The following is a 21,181-nucleotide window of genomic DNA, read 5'->3' on the forward strand; positions in this document are numbered from 1 at the left end:
TGTGGTCGCAGCGGGGTTGGCAGAAAGCGTGATCTAGTGAGTGCCCGAATTGATGCTCGTAATCACCGTGCCACTTTGGATACCTGGGCCACTCACTGCCATACCGACGCTCAGGCCAGTCGTGGAGGCAAGTGTCACAATCTTGGATGCTGTGTCCATGGTAGCGCCACCGATTTGCAGCAGGCCGTTATACGTAGCCGTGGTGCCGATGGTCGCTGTTGCATTGGCAGAAAGTGTATACTGCGTACCATTGAGGATGCTGGCAATCGTTGCGCCAGCAGCAATGCCAGTGCCACTTACGGGCATTCCGACAGTAAGACCGGCCGTGGTGCCGACTGTTACAACATTGCTACCACTGGTGACGTTCGCAGCTTGGTTGGGGATGCCGAGGGTAATCGTGCCACTGCCACCATCACGGACCACGTTACCAGTGCCAGTGACAATCTTATTGAAGTTCACGTTTGTTCCATCGGATCGGAGCCCGAGGGTTCCATTGTTGATCACTGAGCTACCAAAGTTGGTGGTATTACGAAGCGTGAGACGAGCGCCAGAACTAATGGTTGTGGAACCAGTGTAGTTGATGTTGCCGAGCGCAAGTTCCTGATTGCCAGTACCGGTGACGGCGAGGTTAAGGATACCGGTGCCGTTATTGTTGGCCCGATTGCGTAGGAAGCCGTTGAAGCTAGTTTGTGGGCCGGAAGTAGCGAGTGTAAGCGTGCTAGAGTAGGCGATGGATTCTCCTTCGGTGTTTTCGATGACACCACTGGCGGTGAAGTCAGAGATACCGCGCACGGTTTCATCATATCCCATGAGCTTCCAATAGGCGTTGTTGCCGTTGTTTCCTGTGCTGGCAAAGCCGTTACCTGCATCAAAGCGGACAAGTGCGGTATCAGCGATCTGATTGCTGCCGCCCTGGTGAACGATGGCAGTACCAGTTCCGCCCAGGCTCATATTACCGATGATAAGATTGCCTGCGATAGCACCATTAGCCACGTTGGAACCAAAAATGGTGTTGGCTGCTGTGTCTGTGCCAGTGGCTGCCACGGACATAGTGAACCTAGTAGCACTGGTGACAGAGACCACTGTTGCACCCGCTGGAATATTGCTATTGCCCGTTAGCGGCATGCCTGGGTAGAAACCGGCTGTGCTGGAGACATCCACAATATTGCTGCCACTCGTCGTCTTGGCAAAAGTACCATAACGTGTGCTGGCGGTGTTCGAGCCTGTCGCCGCCGCAGAGAGTCCCAGAGTAGTGGTGTTATTCAGGGGATTGTAGGTGACAGAAGTGATGGTCACCCCCGCTGGAAGATTCGTATTAAGCGCCAGCGGAGCACCCGTGGTAAACAGATTGGTGAAATTACCAGAGGTGGAGACTGTGGCAACATTACTACCAGACGTCGTTTTGAGGTCGATAGCCCCAAATGAGCCGTAAGTGCCAGTAGATGTGGTAGTGGCAGTAGCGTTGGATGTAAGGGTGATTTCCGTGCGGTTCAGCGTTGGATTGTACTTCACGTTGCTGATGTAAGAGGTCGTGGGCACAGCGGAGATGCCGGAGATGCGCATTCCAGAATTGATTTCTGTAGTTCTATCGCCAGTGACGGTTACGAGGTTGCTGCCGCTTGTCGTGGAGAAGGATGCACTATCGGTGTAGTTCGACTGGGATTTTGCCAGAACCAATTGGGGATTGGTAGCGTCGCCGAAACCACGATTGATAACACGCGTGTCACCCAAGTAAGTGTTGGCAGTAGTGCCAGTAAAGTTGACACGCCCGGCCCCCATCACCGTCACGCCAACAAGTGATCCTGGTGTGGTGGAGGAGATAGCTCCACTGATGTCCATGCGAGCCGTGGTGCCAGTATTGACATTGATATTGAGGCCAGAGGTAAGCTGCACTGGTGCAGCGATGACATCGACAGCGACCGTGGTACTGTTGGACTGAGTCTTGCTAAGGAGAGCATTGCCATAAGCACCATTGTCAAAGATGAGGCTACCAGAGGTGCCGCGGGCAATAGTAAAGAAGTTGGAGTTGCTCTGATCGCCGATGATGATCTTACCATTGGTGCGATTGCCATCGAGCGTGACAATGGCGTTGGAGGTGATGTTGGAGGTCAGGTTGGCGATACCTGCCACTGTTCCTGGCACTGTGGAAGGTCTCCAGTTCGTGGAGAGGCTCCATGAACCACTTCCAGCGAGTGCGTAGCTATTGATACGGACAGGAATCGCTGGCGGGGTGACAACGACACCGATGATTCCGTGCTCCGCAAATTGGCTGACATCATAGACGAGCCCACCTGGCAGCTCTGGTAGGACTAGGCCGCCACCGCCACTGCCGCCTGTGCGGTAATTGGAACCCGCATCGAAGGAGGATCCGCTGTTAATGGCTAACCAATCACCTAGATCAAAATAATCACCCACCACATTTGTTGTGCCACCGGGCAGAGCAAGACGGGCAGTGAGGCTGGAGATGTAACCGTTGTCCACCACGGTGAAGGTTCCCTGACCGAAGAAAACCTCACCAGCGACACTGATGGTGTCATGCGCGGCGAGAGGCACCGGAGCGGCATTCCAGTTAGCGAGAGTTGTCAGATTGTCCCGGTAACCACCTAGGCTATCATAAGTGCCCGCGGCGAGGTTTGGCAGCACATTGGTGTCCCGGGCGGTAGCAGAGCTGATCTGGAAAATCAGGTTGGAACCATCACTGATGGCCAAATTTCCGTTAAAGGAAAGATTTCCGATGTTTGTGCCACCATTGTCACCGGGCTGCAGGGTGCCGCCGGCACCGAGGACGTGATTGGTAACACTCGCCGTACCATTGACGAGACCACTACCAGAAAGGGTGCCTGCATTGACAGTCAGCGGGCCAGAACCCGTGCGACCGACTCCCGCGATACCGACCTGTAACTGGCCCCCATTAATCGTGGTAGAGCCGGTGTAGGTATTGACTCCTGCAAGGAGCCAAGTGCCGTCACCTGCTTTGACAAGCGAAGTGGGATTCAGAGCAGAATTATCACCGATAACGCCATTGATACGGTTCACTGCGGTATTGCTGCCAGTCAGAGTGAGGGTCTTTGCTCCGGCTCCAGTGGCCGTGACTCCAGACTCGAACACCAACGCTCCAGAACCAGAGGAGTCGATAATGCCGCCACCCGTGGTGCCAGCGAGGTTGATGACGCGGTCGGTGCTTTCTCCTGGACCGACATAGCGCAGAGTGCCGGTGGTCGTGCCAGACCCCAATCCAATGGTTCCGGTGCTGATGGTGGTCGGTGCCCCGAGGCTGCTAGAAGCCGTGCCACCACTTACCCGATTGAGGGAGGATGCTACGAGTGTTCCATCCTGAATGTTCGTGCTGCCAGTGTAGGTGTTTGCAGCTTCGATGTACCATGTCCCTGCTCCAGTCTTCAGGAGGGAGGTGGTGTTCACGGAGCTGTTGTCTGAGATGATGCCTTGGAAGGCATTGTATCCTGTATTGCTGCCACCGAGTTCGAATGTCTTGGCTCCAGCTCCAGCAGCGATCAGGTTGCTCGTGATCACGAGTCCGCCAGTGCCAGAGGACTTGATATAGCCACCACCGGTTGTTCCCGTAAGGGAGAAGGCGCGATCAGTCGTTTCACCTAGGCCAGTGTAAATGAGTCCACCAGTGAGAGAGCCGCTGCCTAGAGAGATGATGGCCTCTGTAGCATTGGCGGGCACTCCGAGGCTGGAAGAAGGCAAGGGAGAAGAAGTACTGTTGATAGAGCTTACGGTGAGTGAGCCTTGCTCGATGCTTGTGCTACCGACATAGGTGTTTTCTCCCGCCAAGATCCAGTTGCCTGGGCCTGTTTTGACGAGGTCGAGCGCTCCGGTGAGAGCGGGGGATAGTGTATTGTCCCCCATATTGGTACCAGCGAGAGTAAGAGTGCGCGGCGTACCGAATGCGACAGCTTCAGAAGACGCCAAGGCAGCCGGGGCAGAGAGAGTAATCGAAGTGGCAGAATTGATGGCAGTGATCGTGGTTCCAGGAGGAATCCCTTCGCCACTGACTGACATGCCTACGACGAGGTCTGCCGTACTTGTCAGATTATTAATATCTGCACTTCCTTCGATCCGATCACCAGCACGCTCAGGGACATCGGGTTGGCCGATCACACCCGTATTGTTGAATACAAGGGCACCGGAGCCAGAGGCGTCCAAGGTGCCTCCTGCGATCGCGACCGAGAAGAGGCGGTCCGTGGTGGTTCCGGTGCCGGTATAGCGCAGCGTGCCGCCGCTGAGAAGGATGCTGGAAGCGCTAGCGGAAGACATACCAACGCCGCTGGCGACACCCCCATTCTGAATATTGCTTACACTGAGTACTCCGGCTTCCACCACGGTGTTGCCAGAGAAGGTATTCGCTCCAGTGAGCACTAGCTCTCCTGTGCCTGCTTTAGTGAGGCCAAAGAGGTTGCTATTGTCACTAATCACGCCGTTGACCGTGAGCAGACTGCTATTGATGGTCCAGCGCTGACTGGAGCCCAGTGTCACTGGCGCATTGATCACGTGTGCAGCAGAGCCGGCATCCGAGTTGAGGGAGCCATTAATAGTTAGGCTGCTGGTACCGCCAATGGTAACTGCGGAGGTGGACGCAGAATTGAAGTTGAGGCTGCCAACACGGATGTTCTGGCCCAGATCGGTGCTTAGGTTGGCACCACCTCCTGTGATGGTGAAGTAAACATTGTCCACGGCATCAGGGATGGCCCCTGGAGTGGTGGTTCCAGCGAGTTCACCGCTCCAGTTGGCCGTGTTGTTCCAGAGATTGCTGGAACTACCATCCCAGTAAAGGTTATTGATCGTTGCTGCGCTGACGGTGAGGAACTCTTTGGCCGCGGTGGAGCCGAGAACTAAATTATAAGCCACTGTGGGGCTCAGAACGATGACGTCATTGGCCAATTGGAAGTTGGAGGCACCCGTGAGTGCTGTACCAGAGGTAATAAGGTCGTAGGTGCCAGGAGTGATGTTGGTAGTGCCTGTCAGGGCATTGATGGCGATACGCACAGGGCTGCTGGTGACATTCACGCCACGGCTGACCACGATTTTGTCTGTGGCGGTAGTGGTGCCGCCAATATCGAAGCCCAAACGAGTAATGCTACCGGGGCTAGAAGCAATCGTCATGCCTGTTGTCACGGAGCTACCTTGTTGCAGATTAAAATTACCTGTGACTCCGTCGCCAGTGAGGTTGAAGGTGCTACCAGCGAGTAGATTGAGGGTTGAGCCAGCCGTGGCGGTTGAAACCAGTCCAGCGGTGTATGAATTGTTTGTGCCAGTACCCATCAGCACTCCGAGTGTAGCTCCATTGGCGACAGTGATGGCAGTATTGTTCAGCGAGCCAGTGGCCGTGGTGCCCGCAACATTCATCCGGCGAAGGAGCAAGGTGCCCTCGTTCACAGAAGTCGTTCCAGTGTAGGAGTGAGTACCAGAAATGGCCCATGTATTGGTGCCGTTTTTGGTGAGCGAATTGACTGCGGTACCGTTGTTTGCCAAGACGGGAGCGAAGAGGTTCACAACACCAGAGGGTGAAGAACCAGTCAAAATCAGGTTACGGGATAGATTGGTGGTGCCATATGATAGTCCACCAGCCGTCATTGTCAGGGCACCCGTGCCAGAAGCATCAATCGTAGCGCTGGAGGCGGTAGCACCCTGAATGGTGAAGCTTTTATCAGTGCTGGTAGCAGCACCTGTATAGCGAAGAGTGCCATTGCTGATGACCAAGTTGGTAGCGGAGGCAGCCGCGATGCCAATACCACCCGCACGGGTGGAACTACTCATCACTCCAATGCTGATGACGCCATTATTGATGGTGGTGATACCAGTGTAGGTATTCACTCCTGGCAGCGTCAGCGTACCACTACCCACTTTTGTTAGCGCCAATGGACTAGTGCTGTTGGTAATGAGTCCAGCGTATGTGGTGCTCGTAGTATCACCGACGGTCAGAGTGGCAGAGCCGGAGCTATTGGTGATCATACCACCCGTGGTAGCCGTGGGGCCGGTGAGCGAGCCGACGGTGAGTGCACGACCTGCGAGATCGAGTGTGGCACCAGGTCCGACGGTGAGGGCCGTCGTAGCGGGCAGCGCATTGGCCACTCCCATCTTGAGTAGGCCACCCAGCACCTGTGTGGGGCCACTATAGTTGTTCAGATTCACCGTGCTTGGGTTACTGAGAATCAGAGTGCCATTACCAGCCTTTGTGAGCCCACCCGGGCCAGTCACCTGCCCCGCCAAGGTGGCTGTGACTTGAGGATTGAGAACGCTGATGCTGCGCTGGCCGGCAGCCAGGGTAAATACGCCATCAAGACGCAAGCTATTTGCTGCCGTCGTGCCACCGAAGGTCAGATCACCGTTTAGAGCTACTGCATTTGAAAGAGCCAGCGTCGCAGGAGCATAGGTCATGTTGTTGGTGCCGTTACCTGTCGCATTGGCAGAGAGTTTGATTTGGGTCGGACTGATGATTTCCAGGATTGTAGAACCGGCCTGCACATTGGTGCCAGTCACCGTCATTCCTGGCACTAGCAGGCTGGTGCCGCCAGAAACAGTCATGTAAGGGCTGGTATTGACTGTCGTGGAACTAATCGTCGATGATGCAGCGCCCATGAGTGTGCCTCCATTTACGGTCAATGCGCCAGTTCCAAGAGGGCCGCTGATGGCACCATTCGATGGAGAGGATAGGATCACGGTGCCTTCATTCAGGGTGAAGCCGGTATTGAAGGTATTGCTCCCACCAATCATGATGGAGCCATTACCCGTTTTAGTGACATTCCCGCCTGCGGAGGTGATGACGGAATTTACAATGAGTCCCACCGGGGCGATACCAGACACATTGATGACGGGAGCAGCATTGCTCAGTTGCAGCGTGCCGCCGGAGATGACCGGAGGAGTCGCGACATTATCAGAAATGGCATTGAGCGCATTGGCCGCTGTCAAATTGATGGAACCACCTCCGAAATAATTTAGCGTCTGGTTGGTGGCGGCGCCGCTTCCGGTGAGGGCGTTGCTAATTGTCACCGTCTTAGTGGCAACGTTGATGTCAGTAATTTTGGTTCCCACTGGGATGTTCCCACTACCACCGACATATTGGCCGACAAAGAGTCCATCCGTAGATGCCACGGTGTAGGTGTTGCCAGAATTGGGCACCGTGACACCCGTTTGTGAAAGTGTATTGAAGTTGATGGCTGGCGCTGCCGTACCACCCGTAGCGTTCAGTGAGAGGCTTGAGAGGGTACGTGGACCTACGAAGGCATTAAAGGTTCCGTTTCCATTGATGGTGACATTGACTCCAGAGGCGATCTGTCCTCCACGGAGGTTTTCCGTGAGGATGCCAGGGCTAGAGGTCGCTCCATTGATCACGATGTCTCCGGGGATAAGCACCAACCCTGCCGAAGGTGAATTGAGGTTCACCGTGCCCTGGTTGATGATCGTGGTTCCCGTGTAGGTGTTGGAGTTGGCAAAGGTACTTCCTGTATTGAAACTCACGGTCACGCCAGTGGCGTTTGCTGTAGCATTTTGAGAAAGGGTGATCTGCGTCGCGCTATCGATGGAACTTATGGTGGTCCCAGGTGGGATACCCGCTCCAGCGATCGGCATTCCAATGGTGAGACCTGTGGTATCTGCGAGTGCGACTACTGGGCTACTAGTCGTGGTGGCGGCCGTGTTGTTGGACTGCCATTGAACACCTGTGGCGGGTAGATTCACCGTCGCAGTTACACCACCACTGGCGGTGGCATTTTGAGAGATCGTGAACTGCGTGGGGCTCACAATGCTCGCGATGGTTGACCCAGCTGGGATATTGGTGCCACTGACGGATTGGCCGATGGCTAGACCATTGGTGCTACTAACTGTGATGGTGCTGCTGCCGCTGGTAGTTGTGGCGGAAAGATTGACCTGCGCGTTCAAATTGAGTGAACCAGGGCCAGATTTCACTAGGCCGATGCTGCCATTGATTTTCGAATTTATAGTCGTCGTGTTCTGATTCACCCAGACGTAGAGATCTGGGCTGCCAGAGGTCAGGGCAGAGCCAGCAACGCCAGGCGTGTAAGCAATAGCTTGGTTTGCATTGGTAATCAGACCGCCACTGGCAATCGTGAGGGTGATCGGATTGGTGCCTGTGCCAAGAGTGATCGTCTGCCCCCCGCCAGGTGCATTGCGGATGGAATTGACGGTTTTACTCGTGGTGAGAGTGCGGCTGCTGCCGTCATTGATGTTCCAAGTAGCCTGCGTGCCAGCGGCGCTCAAGTCCGTGCCATTGTAGCCAGGAAAGCCTGCATTGCTCAGGTAGCTGACTCCACGATCATCTCGGTAAGTGGCGAATTCAGATCCATTCACCACGGCCCATCCACCGATGATGTTATTCACCATGTTGGCCGCGGTGAAGGAGGATCCATTCACTTGGCTAAGATAGATGAGGGGCTGGCTTCCTTGAGCAGAGGTGCCAGAAGCAGGGCCTCCCAGAGTCAATCCACCGCCAGTGGTGAAATTGACCACGCCACCACCTGCCGCATTGCGGCTGAGGTTGGCGAGTTGGAGCGTGTAACCTCCTGTGGCCGCACTCCCCAACTCGTTGATCGTGATGGCGGAGACGCCCTGCTCCAGCGAAACCGGACCGAGCTGCTGAGTGTCAAAGGACTGGCGACCATTGACCACAAAGGAAGCACCACTGAGGTTCAGAGGAATACTGGAGCCGATACGAGCGCTGCTGCCTGCCAAGCCCTGATTATCAAGCGTCAGAGTGGCGAATTTCACATTCACTGCGCTGCTATTGAGGATCGCTCCATTGTCACGCAGAGTCACACCACCCGCGAGCACATTAGTAGAGCCAGTGTGAGTCAGAGCAGAGCTGAAGGTCGTAATACCTGACGCGTTACTACCGGTTTTGTAGAAGGAAACGTTTCCACTGAGGCTCCCGCCAAAGACACGATTGCTAGCATCAGCAGCACTGTTATTCACGAAAATAGCCGGGGCTGCACTTGTGATGGTGCCGCCAGTGCCTGGAAGAGGATTATTATTCAGGAGTAGCCCACCGATCTGCGTCGTGCCGTTGAGATCGAGCGTTCCTCCATTCACGCGCACATCCGGCGTGACCGCTCCGGCAATTGTCGTCTGCTGGAGTGTGAGTGAGTTGTTTCCACCGGCGAGCACCAGACGTCCGTTGTTAATCGTGGTAGCGGAAGTGCTAAGGCTGCCACGAGTCCAGACCACCGTTCCAGGACCAGACTTCACGATACCAGCCGTACTCGTGAGATATGATCTCACATTCAGGTCACCGACTGCATGCAATACGGCTGCATTACCGCCAGAGGCGATCACACCACCACCGACGCCGACATTGGAGGCGAGTCCCAAAAGACCACCACTGGAATTGGTGAGAGTGAGGAGCTGACCATTAGCCCCGTAGAGAGTGCCGCCAGGACTTGCAGTTACAGCTACGCCCCCTGTGGCTAGGTAACCACCACCACCAGCCAGGGTGAGGCTGTTGACGGTTGTGTTCAGATAAAGGTTCTTACTCTGAGTTAGTCGGACATTGTCCGCTGCGGCCACATTGTCGGTTGTCGTGCCTTGCAGCGCCAGCGGCAGGGCGTTACCGAGATAGGTGTTCACCGAAGGTGTTTTCATTTCCGCCGTTGTAAGCAGTCGGAAACCTGTACCAGCCACATGCGTGACAAAGCCCATCCCCAGCCCTGTCGGGCTGAGATCGCCGAGAATGTCTGGGCGGATGGACATCGTGGTCGAGCCTGCTGCACCATTGCCGCCGATTAGATTCGGCGTTGTGGCGACGACGTTGACACTGCCCGAGCCCACTGCACCGCCCAGACCTGCACCGCGTATTACCAATGTGCCCCCATTAGATCCAGCAGCCGCCAGTGTGCCCACATTGAAGACCGTGGAGCCAGTACCCGGCGTCATGGTGATGTACCCCGTGCCGTTGGTGATGTTTAGCGTGGTAATGGCTTCTGTGACTGCCCCCGCACCGCCTGTGAGGCTAAATTCACCACCAGAAATATTCATAACACGATTCGCACTGTTGGTGGAGATGTCGGAATAGGTAGCTCCGCCAAGGCGGTTGCTCAAGATAGCTGCGCTGTTATCGAGCGTCAGACCGCCTGTTGAGTTGAGATTGTAAGTGGTGAAGTTGATACGTGCATCGGAGTCATTGAGCAGGACATCTCCACCATTGACGGTAAGAGTCCCAGAAGTGCCATTTCCAGCAGCTGTCGAGCTATCGCCACCCAAGGTCCATGTGCCCGTGCCGATTTTTTCCACATTCAGTCTTCCCTGCGTGAATGGGCTCTGGAAAACGCCGGAGAAGGTCGTGTCCGTGTTGTCATAACCAGTGCGCAACGTACCGGCAGTGTTCAGGTTATAATTCAGAACTGTGCCACTACCAGCCAAGGAGCCAATCACTCCTGTGAGGCCGCGTGTATCGAGAGTAGTGCCAGAGGAGAGCACAACGGCTGCATTGGCCAGATTTGCGCTATTGGATGTGAAGGCAAGCCCGCCCTGATTCACCGTCAAAACACCGCTATACGGGCTCTGACCACCGAAGCCCAGAACCCCGGCTCCAGTCTTGGTGATCGCACCACTGCCGATAAGGGCCGCATTGACCGCCAATCCGACCTGCCCTGGAATGTAGCTATTGGCAGCAATGTCGAATGTCTGACCGGCTGTGACATCCAAGAAGCCATTAAGCACAGGAATGCTTATGGAGTTTTGAGGCGCGGTGGCTGTGATCGCACCAGTCACGGTTAGGATACCACCAAGTGAGTCCACACTAGGAGCGGTATTGCCATTGGAGCCACCATCGTTGTTGAAGGTCAGGCTTGCAATGGTGTCATTGAAGCGATTCATCTGGAGACGTGCGCCCCCGTTGATCGTGACAGCAGAGCTATCGGCGATCTGATTGGCCTGAAGAAGACTCACTGTCGCATTAGCAATCGGCATCGAATCCGTGCCATTGGTGCCGCCGGAGATGATGAGGTTACCATTGATGGCATTGGCACCAGTGGTGTTTAGGTTGACGATGGCCCCGTTGACATAGGTGGTGCCCGTGTATGTGTTGAGGCCCTGAACCGTAACTGTCGGATTGTTTGCCGTCTGGCTGAGGCCATCGATCACGACATTTAGCGGCGCTCCATTGTCGATGATGGCCGAGTTCACCAATAACGTGCCTCCACCGACGTGAAGGAAGAGTTCTTGCTGTCCTGTGCCCGCCGTGATTCTGCCTGCTGCTACTGCGAGGTTGCCCAAAGTGCGGGTATTGTTATCCAGTCCAGCCAAGATACCCCCGCTGTTCACCGTAAGTACATCATCGGGGAGGGAAAAGAGGAGCGTCGATCCGCTGCCCATCGTCAAAGAGTTCACTGTAGCTCCTCCCAGGCCGATGGTGCTCGTACCGCCACCACCCACTGGACCAATCTTCACATTCGTGTTTTGCAACACCGTGCCAGCCGGCAAGGAAGCACCATTGGCGAAGGTAGTGATGTAGCTGCTGTTCTGGCGGATGCCTGCAACTGGATCATAGGTAGCGAATTCCGCATTCGTGCCGCCAACTGCGAGCGTATCAACGCCCAGAGCGACCGCCCAACCACCTAAGATGCCATTGGTCAGTGTGGGGGCCGTATTGAAGCGAATGGCTCCATTTCCAGCAGGACCGCCGCCGCCAGAGAATGTTAAAGTAGCTCCAGTAGCACGGCTAGCGAGGCTGTTGATATTGATAAGTGCCGTTCCATTGGTCGGAGTAGCCGTGATGATGGAAGAACCACCACTCAGCGCCAGATTACCGATGGAAATGGCTCCATTGGTGCCGGCGCGAGCCTGATAGACGAATGCACCGCTATTGAGTGTAACGGGAGTCGAGGCACCGAGGCGGGTCGCTGCGTCGATACCGTTGTCATTCCAGACGAGGGCAGCGCGGCGAATGGTCAGCGAGGAGGCATTGTTAAAGGCACCACTGTCAACGAGCTGAGTCTGCCCCCCCTGGAGGGTCACAGAGCCAGTCATTGTGTTCGCAGAGGTAACTAACCATGTACTGCCGCCATCTTTGATCAAATTGAGCATTCCTGTGCCAGAGCTAATATTACCAGCCCACGTTCCATTGGTCGATGTGCCAATACGAAGTGTGGCAGGTGCTGCTGCGCTATTGATGATCGAACCACCTGTGCCCGGCAGTGTGCCAGCGCTTGTGAGGTTGGCGAAAGACTGAAGTGAGCCATTCAAATCCACCACACCACCGTTATTGACAACCAAAGACTGGCCCGAGGGCGAAGAGCCGAGGCTACCCACAGCAGGAGCTGTGGTGAATGTGGTGAAAACACCATTATTGATCACCTGACCGGCGGCCCCAAAGCGCAGAGTCCCTCCATTGACAGTGGTATTGCCCAGATAGGTGCTGGGGCTATTGAGGGAGAGCGTACCATTGCCAGCTTTGGTAAGTCCTGTGCCATTCACACTGTAAATGCGCAGGGGATTAGCGGCAGAACCAACGTCGAGAGTCGCTCCACTCAGCACATGCACGATGAACTCGCGATTGAAGGTGTTTGCAGGTGCCAGCACACCACCTGCGCTGGTGCCGACGATGCTGCTGTCGCCACGAGCAAGAATACCGCCAGAATCCAGGAACACCGTGCTGCCGCCATTGATGGCCAGTGCTGCACCTGTGTCCAAGGTGAGGGAATTGCTAAGTGTCGTTCCTGCCGCCGCCGTGACGGAACTATTGAGGAGCCAGTTATGATTGGCCGTGGTAGCGTTTGCTGCCGCCATGTCAGCAGTACCAAGTTGAACCAAACCGGCATTTCCGGCTCCGACAGCTGTGAAGGCAGCAAATGTTGTTGTGCCTGATGTGGTATCATTAAGAAGCAGCCATGGGATAATAGCCCGGTTTGCAGAACCTGCAGCTCCAGTTTGACCAATGGAAGCAGGAGCGGTCGTGGCAAAATTCACGGTGCTCGTGTTGGCAGCGCCAATGGCGCCGCCTAGTCCTGGGCCAGAAATAAGGCCGGTCCCAGTCCCTGCGCGAGCTACTGTGTTACCAGAACCCGAGAGCAATATCTGAGCAGCCTGGCCTGAACCTGGCTGGAGATTGATGACGCTGGCGCCGTTTCCAAAGGTCAAAGAGCCTCCAGAAATCGTTTCAGAAGTCGTCGCAGTGTCATTACCGATAAGATTAAGTGTGCCGCCTGTGAGTGTGAGCGGACGGGTATTAAGGCGATTCGCAAATAGAGTGCCATTGTCCAAATTCAACACGGCACCCGCTCCTACAGTGACAGTGCCACCCGCTCCGAGGCGTCCAGCAGCTCCACTGACGGTGAGTGATCCGTTACTTACCGTGGTGCCACCTGTATATGTATTGGTATTGGTGATGGTCACCGTATTGGTGCCTGTTTTGGTCAGAGCGGTGCCACTACCGCTGATCACACCAGCCAGTGTTATGCCACCATTGTAACCACCGATGGAGGAAGCACTTCTGAGCACGATGTCATTACCTACCGTGACGGCCGAGGCAGAGGTATTGGTTAGCGATGCAAGATAATTGGCACCAGAAAGACCTGTAGCAGCAGTAATACCAGCACCATTAAGGTAGAGGCTTTTGCCGCCGGCTGCCGTGCTGATACCTGCCATGTCCAGGGTAGCCGTGGAGGAGATGGATACGCCACTGGTCGCTGTGAGGCTTGCGCCAGTCTGTGAGGCAGTCGCACTGGACGAGAGAGTAAAGGTGGTGGGTGAAGTGATACTGGCGATGGTGGCATTCGCAGGAATGCCCGCTCCTGTCACAGGCTGCCCCACAAAGAGTCCGGTAGTACTCTCCACAGTCACTGTAGTGCTGCCGTTGGTGGTATTCGCACTGAGAGCCCTAGAACCTGCAGCACCCAATCCGCCAGCGTTAGCGAGCTTTAGAATGCCGTTTTGGACTGCAAGCGCTCCTGTAAAGCCGGTGTTATTGCCTCCAAGAACCAGGGTGCCAGGGCCCACTTTAGCAAAACCGGTGCCACTATCTGTAATCGTGCCATTGAGACTGATGGTGCCATAGCCACCGATAGCAGCGCCTAGGGTGCCTATATTGATGTTACCAGCTACGCTGGCTGCTGTGCCACTGCTATTGTAAAGAGTCGCAGGCGTCACTGAATTGCGCAGGATGGGGGAAACACCATTAAGGGTGATATTGCCTGTCACACCAGACGTGCCGTTTAAGTCGAGCGCGGCATAGGTGTCCGTGCTGATGGTGAGCGTGGTATTGCTGGCCGCGCCACCATTCACCGTGAGCTGGGAGAGAACGATATTGTTGGCATTGACCGCCGTGATGTAGGTGCCGGGCTGGATGTTTGCTCCAGTGACATACATTCCAGGTGCGAGGCTCGTGGTGGCTCCAGTGATCGTGACTGTTTGGCTATTATTCCCCGTTGATCCGATGTAGTTCAACGTGGCCTGGCTGAAGCTTAAATCAGCCGCTGTGCCGGAAACAGTGGCGTTTGTATTCAGAGTGATGGTACTGCCACTCACTGCGGTGACGAAGGCATTAGCAGGAATGCCAGTGCCAGTGACCCGCATACCCACCTTCACATTCGCGCTACTGATGTTATTGCTGGTATTCGTGTTGCTCACCGTATCTCCACTGACGCTGACGATATTTGGCAGAGTCCCACGGGTGATGGTAGTGGTGCCTGTCGGCAGGGCATTCGATGCAGAGAGCTGCACAAATCCTGCTGTCGCAGTCAGATTGCCCGTAAAGGAAGTCGATCCGCCCAAAATGAGTGTGCCGTTGCCTGTTTTTGCGAGTCCATTACCCCCGTCGTTGATACCACCGATTAAATTGAGCGTTCCGCCATTTGGATTCACGGTCACACCAGCGCCAGCGACGGTTGTTGTGCCTGTGACACCGATCCAACCTGTGCCTAGCTGATTAGAAACATTCAGAGTGGAACCCGCACCAAGATTCAGGCTTGCCACACTGCTATTGATATCTGTGCCACGACCATCAAGTGTGACATTGGCAGCAGCAGGGATGACGAAGGCATTATTGATCTGCGCCGCACTGTTGTAATTGTTTGCGGCAGTGGCATTGGCACTGGTCCAGTAGAGTGCAGATGAGGGAATAGCCTGAAGATTTTCCGCTGGCGCTGTGACTCCGTTCAAACCGACTGGCAGACCATTCCCAGCCGTATCTGGGCCGCCATACAGAAGCTGATTGCCACCACCACCGACCAAGTTGTTGGTCTTGAAGGTGATGCTGTGATATCCGGGTGTCAGGGTGATAGAGCCAGTTCCATCTCCGCGTAGCGCGGCCCCCGTATCTGCGGACGGACTGGCTGTTGTATCCACATTAAAGCCAGCGACAGGAACGCCGTCGATAACGAGCTGCGCCTGATCACCTGCAGCGATCTGGAAGGTGTAATTGCCGCCATTGGTGATGTTGATAAGACCAGAGTACACTATTTGAGTGCCGGCTGTGGCGGTGACTACGGCAGGTCGATTGTTCAAGGACAAATCGCCAGGAATAACGCCTGTCGAAACCGCTCCAGGAGCCATGCCAGAGCCAAACATCGAGTTCAGATTGCTAGCCCCACCAGAGAAATACTCCGCCGTAAGACCTCCCGCCACATACCCGGAGGGCGGGCTGCCCTGCTGAGGCATACCGCCGATGGGCAGGATGGCGAAGTTCGCTCCATTGTTGAGCGTGACTGTACCAGTCCCAAACGGCGTCGTGATGGTGTTCACCACAGGCGCAGCTCCCCAGGTGTTACCATTGATCTCAGTGCCCCCTGTAAAGAAATTATTTCCACCGACAATCAAGGTCCCAGATCCAGTATTGGCATACTTCAGCGCGTCAGTGAATCCTCCTCCAATCGTCAGCGTGGAATTAGCAGCAGGATTGAAATTAATAGTGCCCGTACCCGAGTAACTACCGCCGGTGAACAGCAGATTATAAAGGTTACTGCTAGTTACATTGAGCGTCTGGCCTGCACTCATAGTGAGAGTGCCCATCTGGATCGTATTGGCCGTGTTGGCACTGACGCGGTCCACATTGATGATCGCGGAAGACTGAGCGGGAGCGACTGTGACGTTGTTGCCAAAAATAATGGTCCCCTCGGAGGAGGCGCCATTGCTACGCAGGTCCAGCATGCCGCCATTCAGAGTGATACCAGTCGTCCCCAGCGGGGTGACTGCAGCAGCCCCAGCAGCGCCCTGAAGTCGAAGGATGCCATTATTCACCGTCATGCTGCCACTCATCGTGTTGTTATTGAGTGAGCCACTTGGTAGATAGGAGGTAGAGAAAACGAGGGTGCCCTGACCATCCTTCGTGATCGCATGCGCTCCACCAATCTGGCCCCCAAAGGTGGCTGTCTGCGCCGGATAATTGACAGTAATCGTCGAAGCGGCTGCCAGCGACGTCGCACCGTTCAGCGTGATATTATTGAGGCCATCAAAGCGCAGATCTCCATTGGACACGACTGTATTGCCCAGAATAACCGCTGTGGTGGACACTAGCACACTGTCGTCAGCGAGGGTGAGTGTGCCAGTCCCCAATGGACCACTAGTGATCTCAGCACCTGGAGCGTTACCGATACTGCTGGCAGAGAGAACCAAGCCACCAGCGGCGACATTCACACCACCGCTGAATAAGCTCTGACCACCGAGCTGGAGCAAGCCAGCCCCCGTCTTATTGATGCCGGAGGATGCGCCACCATCAATGATTGGCGCCGTAATATTTAGCGTAGCCTGCAAAGGGGCTACATTGACACCATTCACGAGTGCTGGCTGAATGTTGTAGGTCCGAGTAGCGCCGCCTAGACTGAGCCGCCCCACATTGGCGAAAGTCATTGAGGGAGCAGCTGTGCTTGTCGCATTGGCAGAAATGACAAAAGTATTGGCATCGACAATCGCGGAGATTGTCGCACCGCCTGGGATGCCTGTTCCAGACACTTGCGCTCCGACGAGTAGGTTCGCGGTGCTACCGCTCGTCAGCTTTACGACAGGGCTATTAGCCGTCGTGGTTCCATTGAAGGCAATGTTTCCACTGGTCAACGTGGTCACATTTCCTGGACTACTGGAGGTAGCGTTTACATTGCCATTCACAGTCAAAGTGGCAGCACCGAAGTCGATGGTTGGAGCCGTCAATCCACCTGTGTTATTGATATTGATCCCTGCGAGGGTCTGCGCAAAATCATTCATATCGAATTGCGCATTGCCGTTGAGAGTCAGTGTTCCAGTATGCTTGATCTGGTTGGCAGAATCCATGCGCACGGTGGAGCGCAAAGCGGTGCTATTGTAGGGGTCGTAACCACCCGTGATGGTGATGTCTCCCGGCACTGAATAGATGCTGGTACCATTTGCGAGCGGATTGGCCAGGGTCCAAGTGCCAGAGTTTACAAAGGTGCCTCCACTGTAGGTATTGTTCCCGCTGATGATCCCACCATTGAGAATTCCATTGATCGGTATGCCGTTCCCGGTGGTGCGGGAAAGATTACCACTGAGCACTAGGGATACCGCGCCCCCCGCCGAATTGTCCACGACATTGGCTCCCAAAAGCAGCATGCGGCTGCGTGTATCTGCATCGCCGGAATTTGGCAGGGAGTGGATGTAGAGATCGGCCGGGGAACTGGTTGTCCCGCTGGTCAAATTACCGTTGGTGACAGTCAAAAGGGAGGGAGTCAGCGTCGTAAAGCCCCAATTCGTCGGTGTTGTGAAAGCTCTATCTAAGGCGGGGTTCGAGCTCACGGTCACTGTCACTGAGCCATCTTCCGCAGGAGCACTGATCGCTGTGACAGTTCGATCCAGCAAGCTCACTCCGACCTGAAAGCCGGCTGTCACCTCACGAATGACGACTTGATTGCTAGTGGTAGAGCTACTCAGCACGGTCACGCTGCTGCTATTATCTCCTGTTTGAGAGGCTATCAGACCCCCGCCTGCTAGGGTCAAAGTATTGCCTCCTAAATCTAGGGTCGCACCACGACTTGTGTCCAGATTCAGCGTGTTCATCGTCCGATTGCCACTAAGGGTCTGCTTGGCGGTGATGATCGGGTTCGCGTCTGTCACACTCTGACTCAGAATCATCTGCGTACCATTCGTGATCTGGCTGACAGTAGTTCCAGGCGCGATGCCGATGCCTTCAATTGCCTGCCCCACTTGGAATAGTGCCGTATTGGGCACCGTGACCAGATTGGTTCCGTCTGTGGCGGTCGCGGTGATCGCAGAGAGTGTCACACGGACATTGGAGGTCGCATCCCCGATATTCACGATGTTGCTCGTGTTCGGGAGGTATCCTGCATAGCCTGCGGTATTTAAGGCACCAATACCGGTCCCGGCAGTATAGCTCGCAAATTCACGGTTCATCACTGCCCAGCCTGTTTGCCCTGCAGCATTGGCCAAAAGGTGATTGGAGAGCGTAGGCGCTGCGGTAATGAAGAGTCGGCTGGTACTGCCGATGGTGCCTCCTATATTGCGGAAAAACATCGTGCCATGAGAACCCGCTACTTGCGTCAGGCTGGCAATCGTCAACTCAGCGGAATTGACTCCCACTCCTGCATTGGCACTCCACAAGGCGCTCTGGCCCTGAGAGATAGTCACCGCACCCAGCGTCTCGGTGGAATTCATACCATGACGCCCCACTAACTGAATACCACCGCCAGTCATATTGATTGGCGCTGCATCGTTCACGCGATTAGCCATGTCGATCCCCACATTAAGACTATTGTCCAAACTCAACAACGCAGAGTTGATCTGGATGGCTGAGGTGTTTAAGAGCGCCCCATCATCATACAGTGTTGTGATACCTCCAAGAATGGCGGTCGGTCCTGTATAGCTCTGTGAGCTCTGCACGGCCCACGAAGAACCGCGAGCAACTGCGATATTACCGCTGATCTGCCCCCCCCAAGTAGTGCCACTGGTGCCACTGACTAGCGTAGCCTGGGTGGCACCTGTATTAATGATCTGGCCTCCGGTGCCATTCACACTGGAATAAGCACTAGCATCTGCGCCGGACACAAACTGTACACTGCCATTGAGGTCCAGAGTACCCTCTTTGCTCACATACAGGAAATTATTGAAATAGATTGGATTGATCGACCCAGATGGGAGCTTCAAAATCCCCTGATTAATAGCTGTCGTGCCAAGATAGGCCTGTCGGTCCGTAAGAGTCAGGGTGCCCGCGCCGGATTTGGTCAGCCCTCCGTTCACCCCCGTGATCGTACTGCCTATGGTCGTATCGCCAAGAGTGTGAATGATCAATTCCCTACCAGAACCAGTGGTCAACAAACCACCCTGGATACCTGCATTGCCTGCAAGAGCCAAAATACCACCGCTCTCGACGCTCAACGCATACGGATTGCCAATGGTCAAGCCACCTCCACTACTAAGAGTAAGTGAGTTAATGGAGCGCCCAGCCAAGTTGAGGGATTCCACCACTCCCAGCTTAACATTGGCCGCAGTGGTGAGAGTCGTAGCATATTCACTCGCTGAGAGCGGGCGCAGCACATTGATCCCACTCGAGCCTGAACCAGTCGAATCTGCTGTCGCAAACGAAATGCCGACTCCACCCACGGTATTATCAACCAAGGCCCAAGGAAGAATCGCCTTATTCGCCAATCCAGTCGCGCCTGACTGGCCAATGAAGGTGAATCCAGCCGCCGTAGATGCTCCAGTGACTACCGCAGTCCCCGCTCCTGCTGCATTTCCCAATCCAGTCCCCCTGAAAAGGGCTGTCGTGGTGCCACCGCGAACGGCGAGCCCCCCTAGTACTAGTGAAGTAGCCTGAGCGGCATTGGGATTGATCGTGAAAACGGTATTCCCTCGCGATAGCGTCAGATTTCCAATCTGTTCGGTCGTGGCGACTGCAGCGTTACCATTTAGATTGAAGCTACCTCCATAGACTTGGAGGGGGCGGCCCCCAAGGCGGTTGTCCACATTGGTGCCTGAATTATCTAGGCTCAAAGTAGCATTAGGTTGGAGAATGACTAAACCAGTACCACTGAGAGCACCCGCCCCATTGATGCCCAGCGTGCCCTCACGGATACCCAGCACATTCACACTAGTCGTGGAATTACCAATACGTGAAGAAACATTTGTACCAGCAGTGACATTTGCAGATGTGAAACCACTAGGAAACGCCAAGCTGATCGTAGTGCCGGAAATGCCATTAATGATCGATCCATCTGGGATATTAGGGTTGCCATTGATGACCATTCCCGTAGCCAATCCGGTCATTCCTGTCGGCACGCTCACGATAGCGCTGCCCGCAGTCGTCGTCAGGCCGATGCTCGGGCTAAATGCATTAGCGGTGGTGATGTTCCATGTGCCACTGCCGACTTTTTGCAAAGTTGCCTGCCCTGGAGTGCCTGATGTTGTCAAGTTAGATATCGGCGCCGATAGAGTCCCAACGCCAGTGCCATCAGCTGACAGGAATAGATTGATGCTACCGGCACCACTACCCCAACCAAAACGAACACCGCCACCCAAGGTGAGAGATGTTCCGCTATCCACTCCGGCGATAATCACGCTGTTATTTTGATCTCCTAGGCTGATCCCAAGGCCAACAGGTGCTACAATCGTATTGTTTCCCAGCATATTGTGGATAGCGCCAGCTGACTGAATACCACCAAACGTACGATTGTTCTGCAATTCAATCTGGAAGGTTTCGTTGATCGTATTTGTCCCAGCCACATTAAGCCCGACTTCGGCACCTGCCTCACGGATCAGTGTGTGGTGAAACGGATTGCCGTTGTTGGGACTGCCGTTGTAGAATCCCATGGGCACCGTCGATGAATTACCAAAAGCTTCCAGATTATTGATTTGCAGCCTGCCCTGATTGACGACCAGCGCTCCAGAGTTCCCCGTCTGCGCCTGGGTCAAGATCAATGTCCCTTGATCATTCTTATATAGGTCACGATTGTTGGTTACCAACGCGGAATTCAGAGTCAGCGTATTTCCACTCGTCACCTCGATTGCATTGGCGTCCTGATTGAAGCGGATCGTCCGGCTGGTACTGAAGGTGCCATCCGCACGCAGACCTGTGTTAAGAGAACCACTGTTGGTGTTGATGAGCACCTGATTCGCCACATTTCCTAAAGCTCCATCATTCTTGATGGAAATAGAGCCCCCATTGATCGCGACCACCGGCGTCGAATTCATCGCGGTGGTAAAGGTTGCTGCCCCAGTCAGGTTGGATGAAAGCGTAATCTGCGAGAGT

Annotated in this window: 1 protein-coding gene; it reads right to left on the reverse strand. The window is 54.9% G+C overall.

Annotated features, from left to right (window positions below; translation table 11 throughout):
- Window positions 1–33: 33 nt before the first annotated feature.
- Entirely contained in the window at window positions 34–21,123 is a 21,090-nt protein-coding gene (locus IPK32_24890) for an autotransporter-associated beta strand repeat-containing protein (protein MBK8095116.1), read from the reverse strand.
- Window positions 21,124–21,181: the final 58 nt, after the last annotated feature.

It is taken from the genome of Verrucomicrobiaceae bacterium (assembly GCA_016713035.1).
In the GTDB taxonomy this organism is placed as follows: Bacteria; Verrucomicrobiota; Verrucomicrobiia; order Verrucomicrobiales; family Verrucomicrobiaceae; genus Prosthecobacter.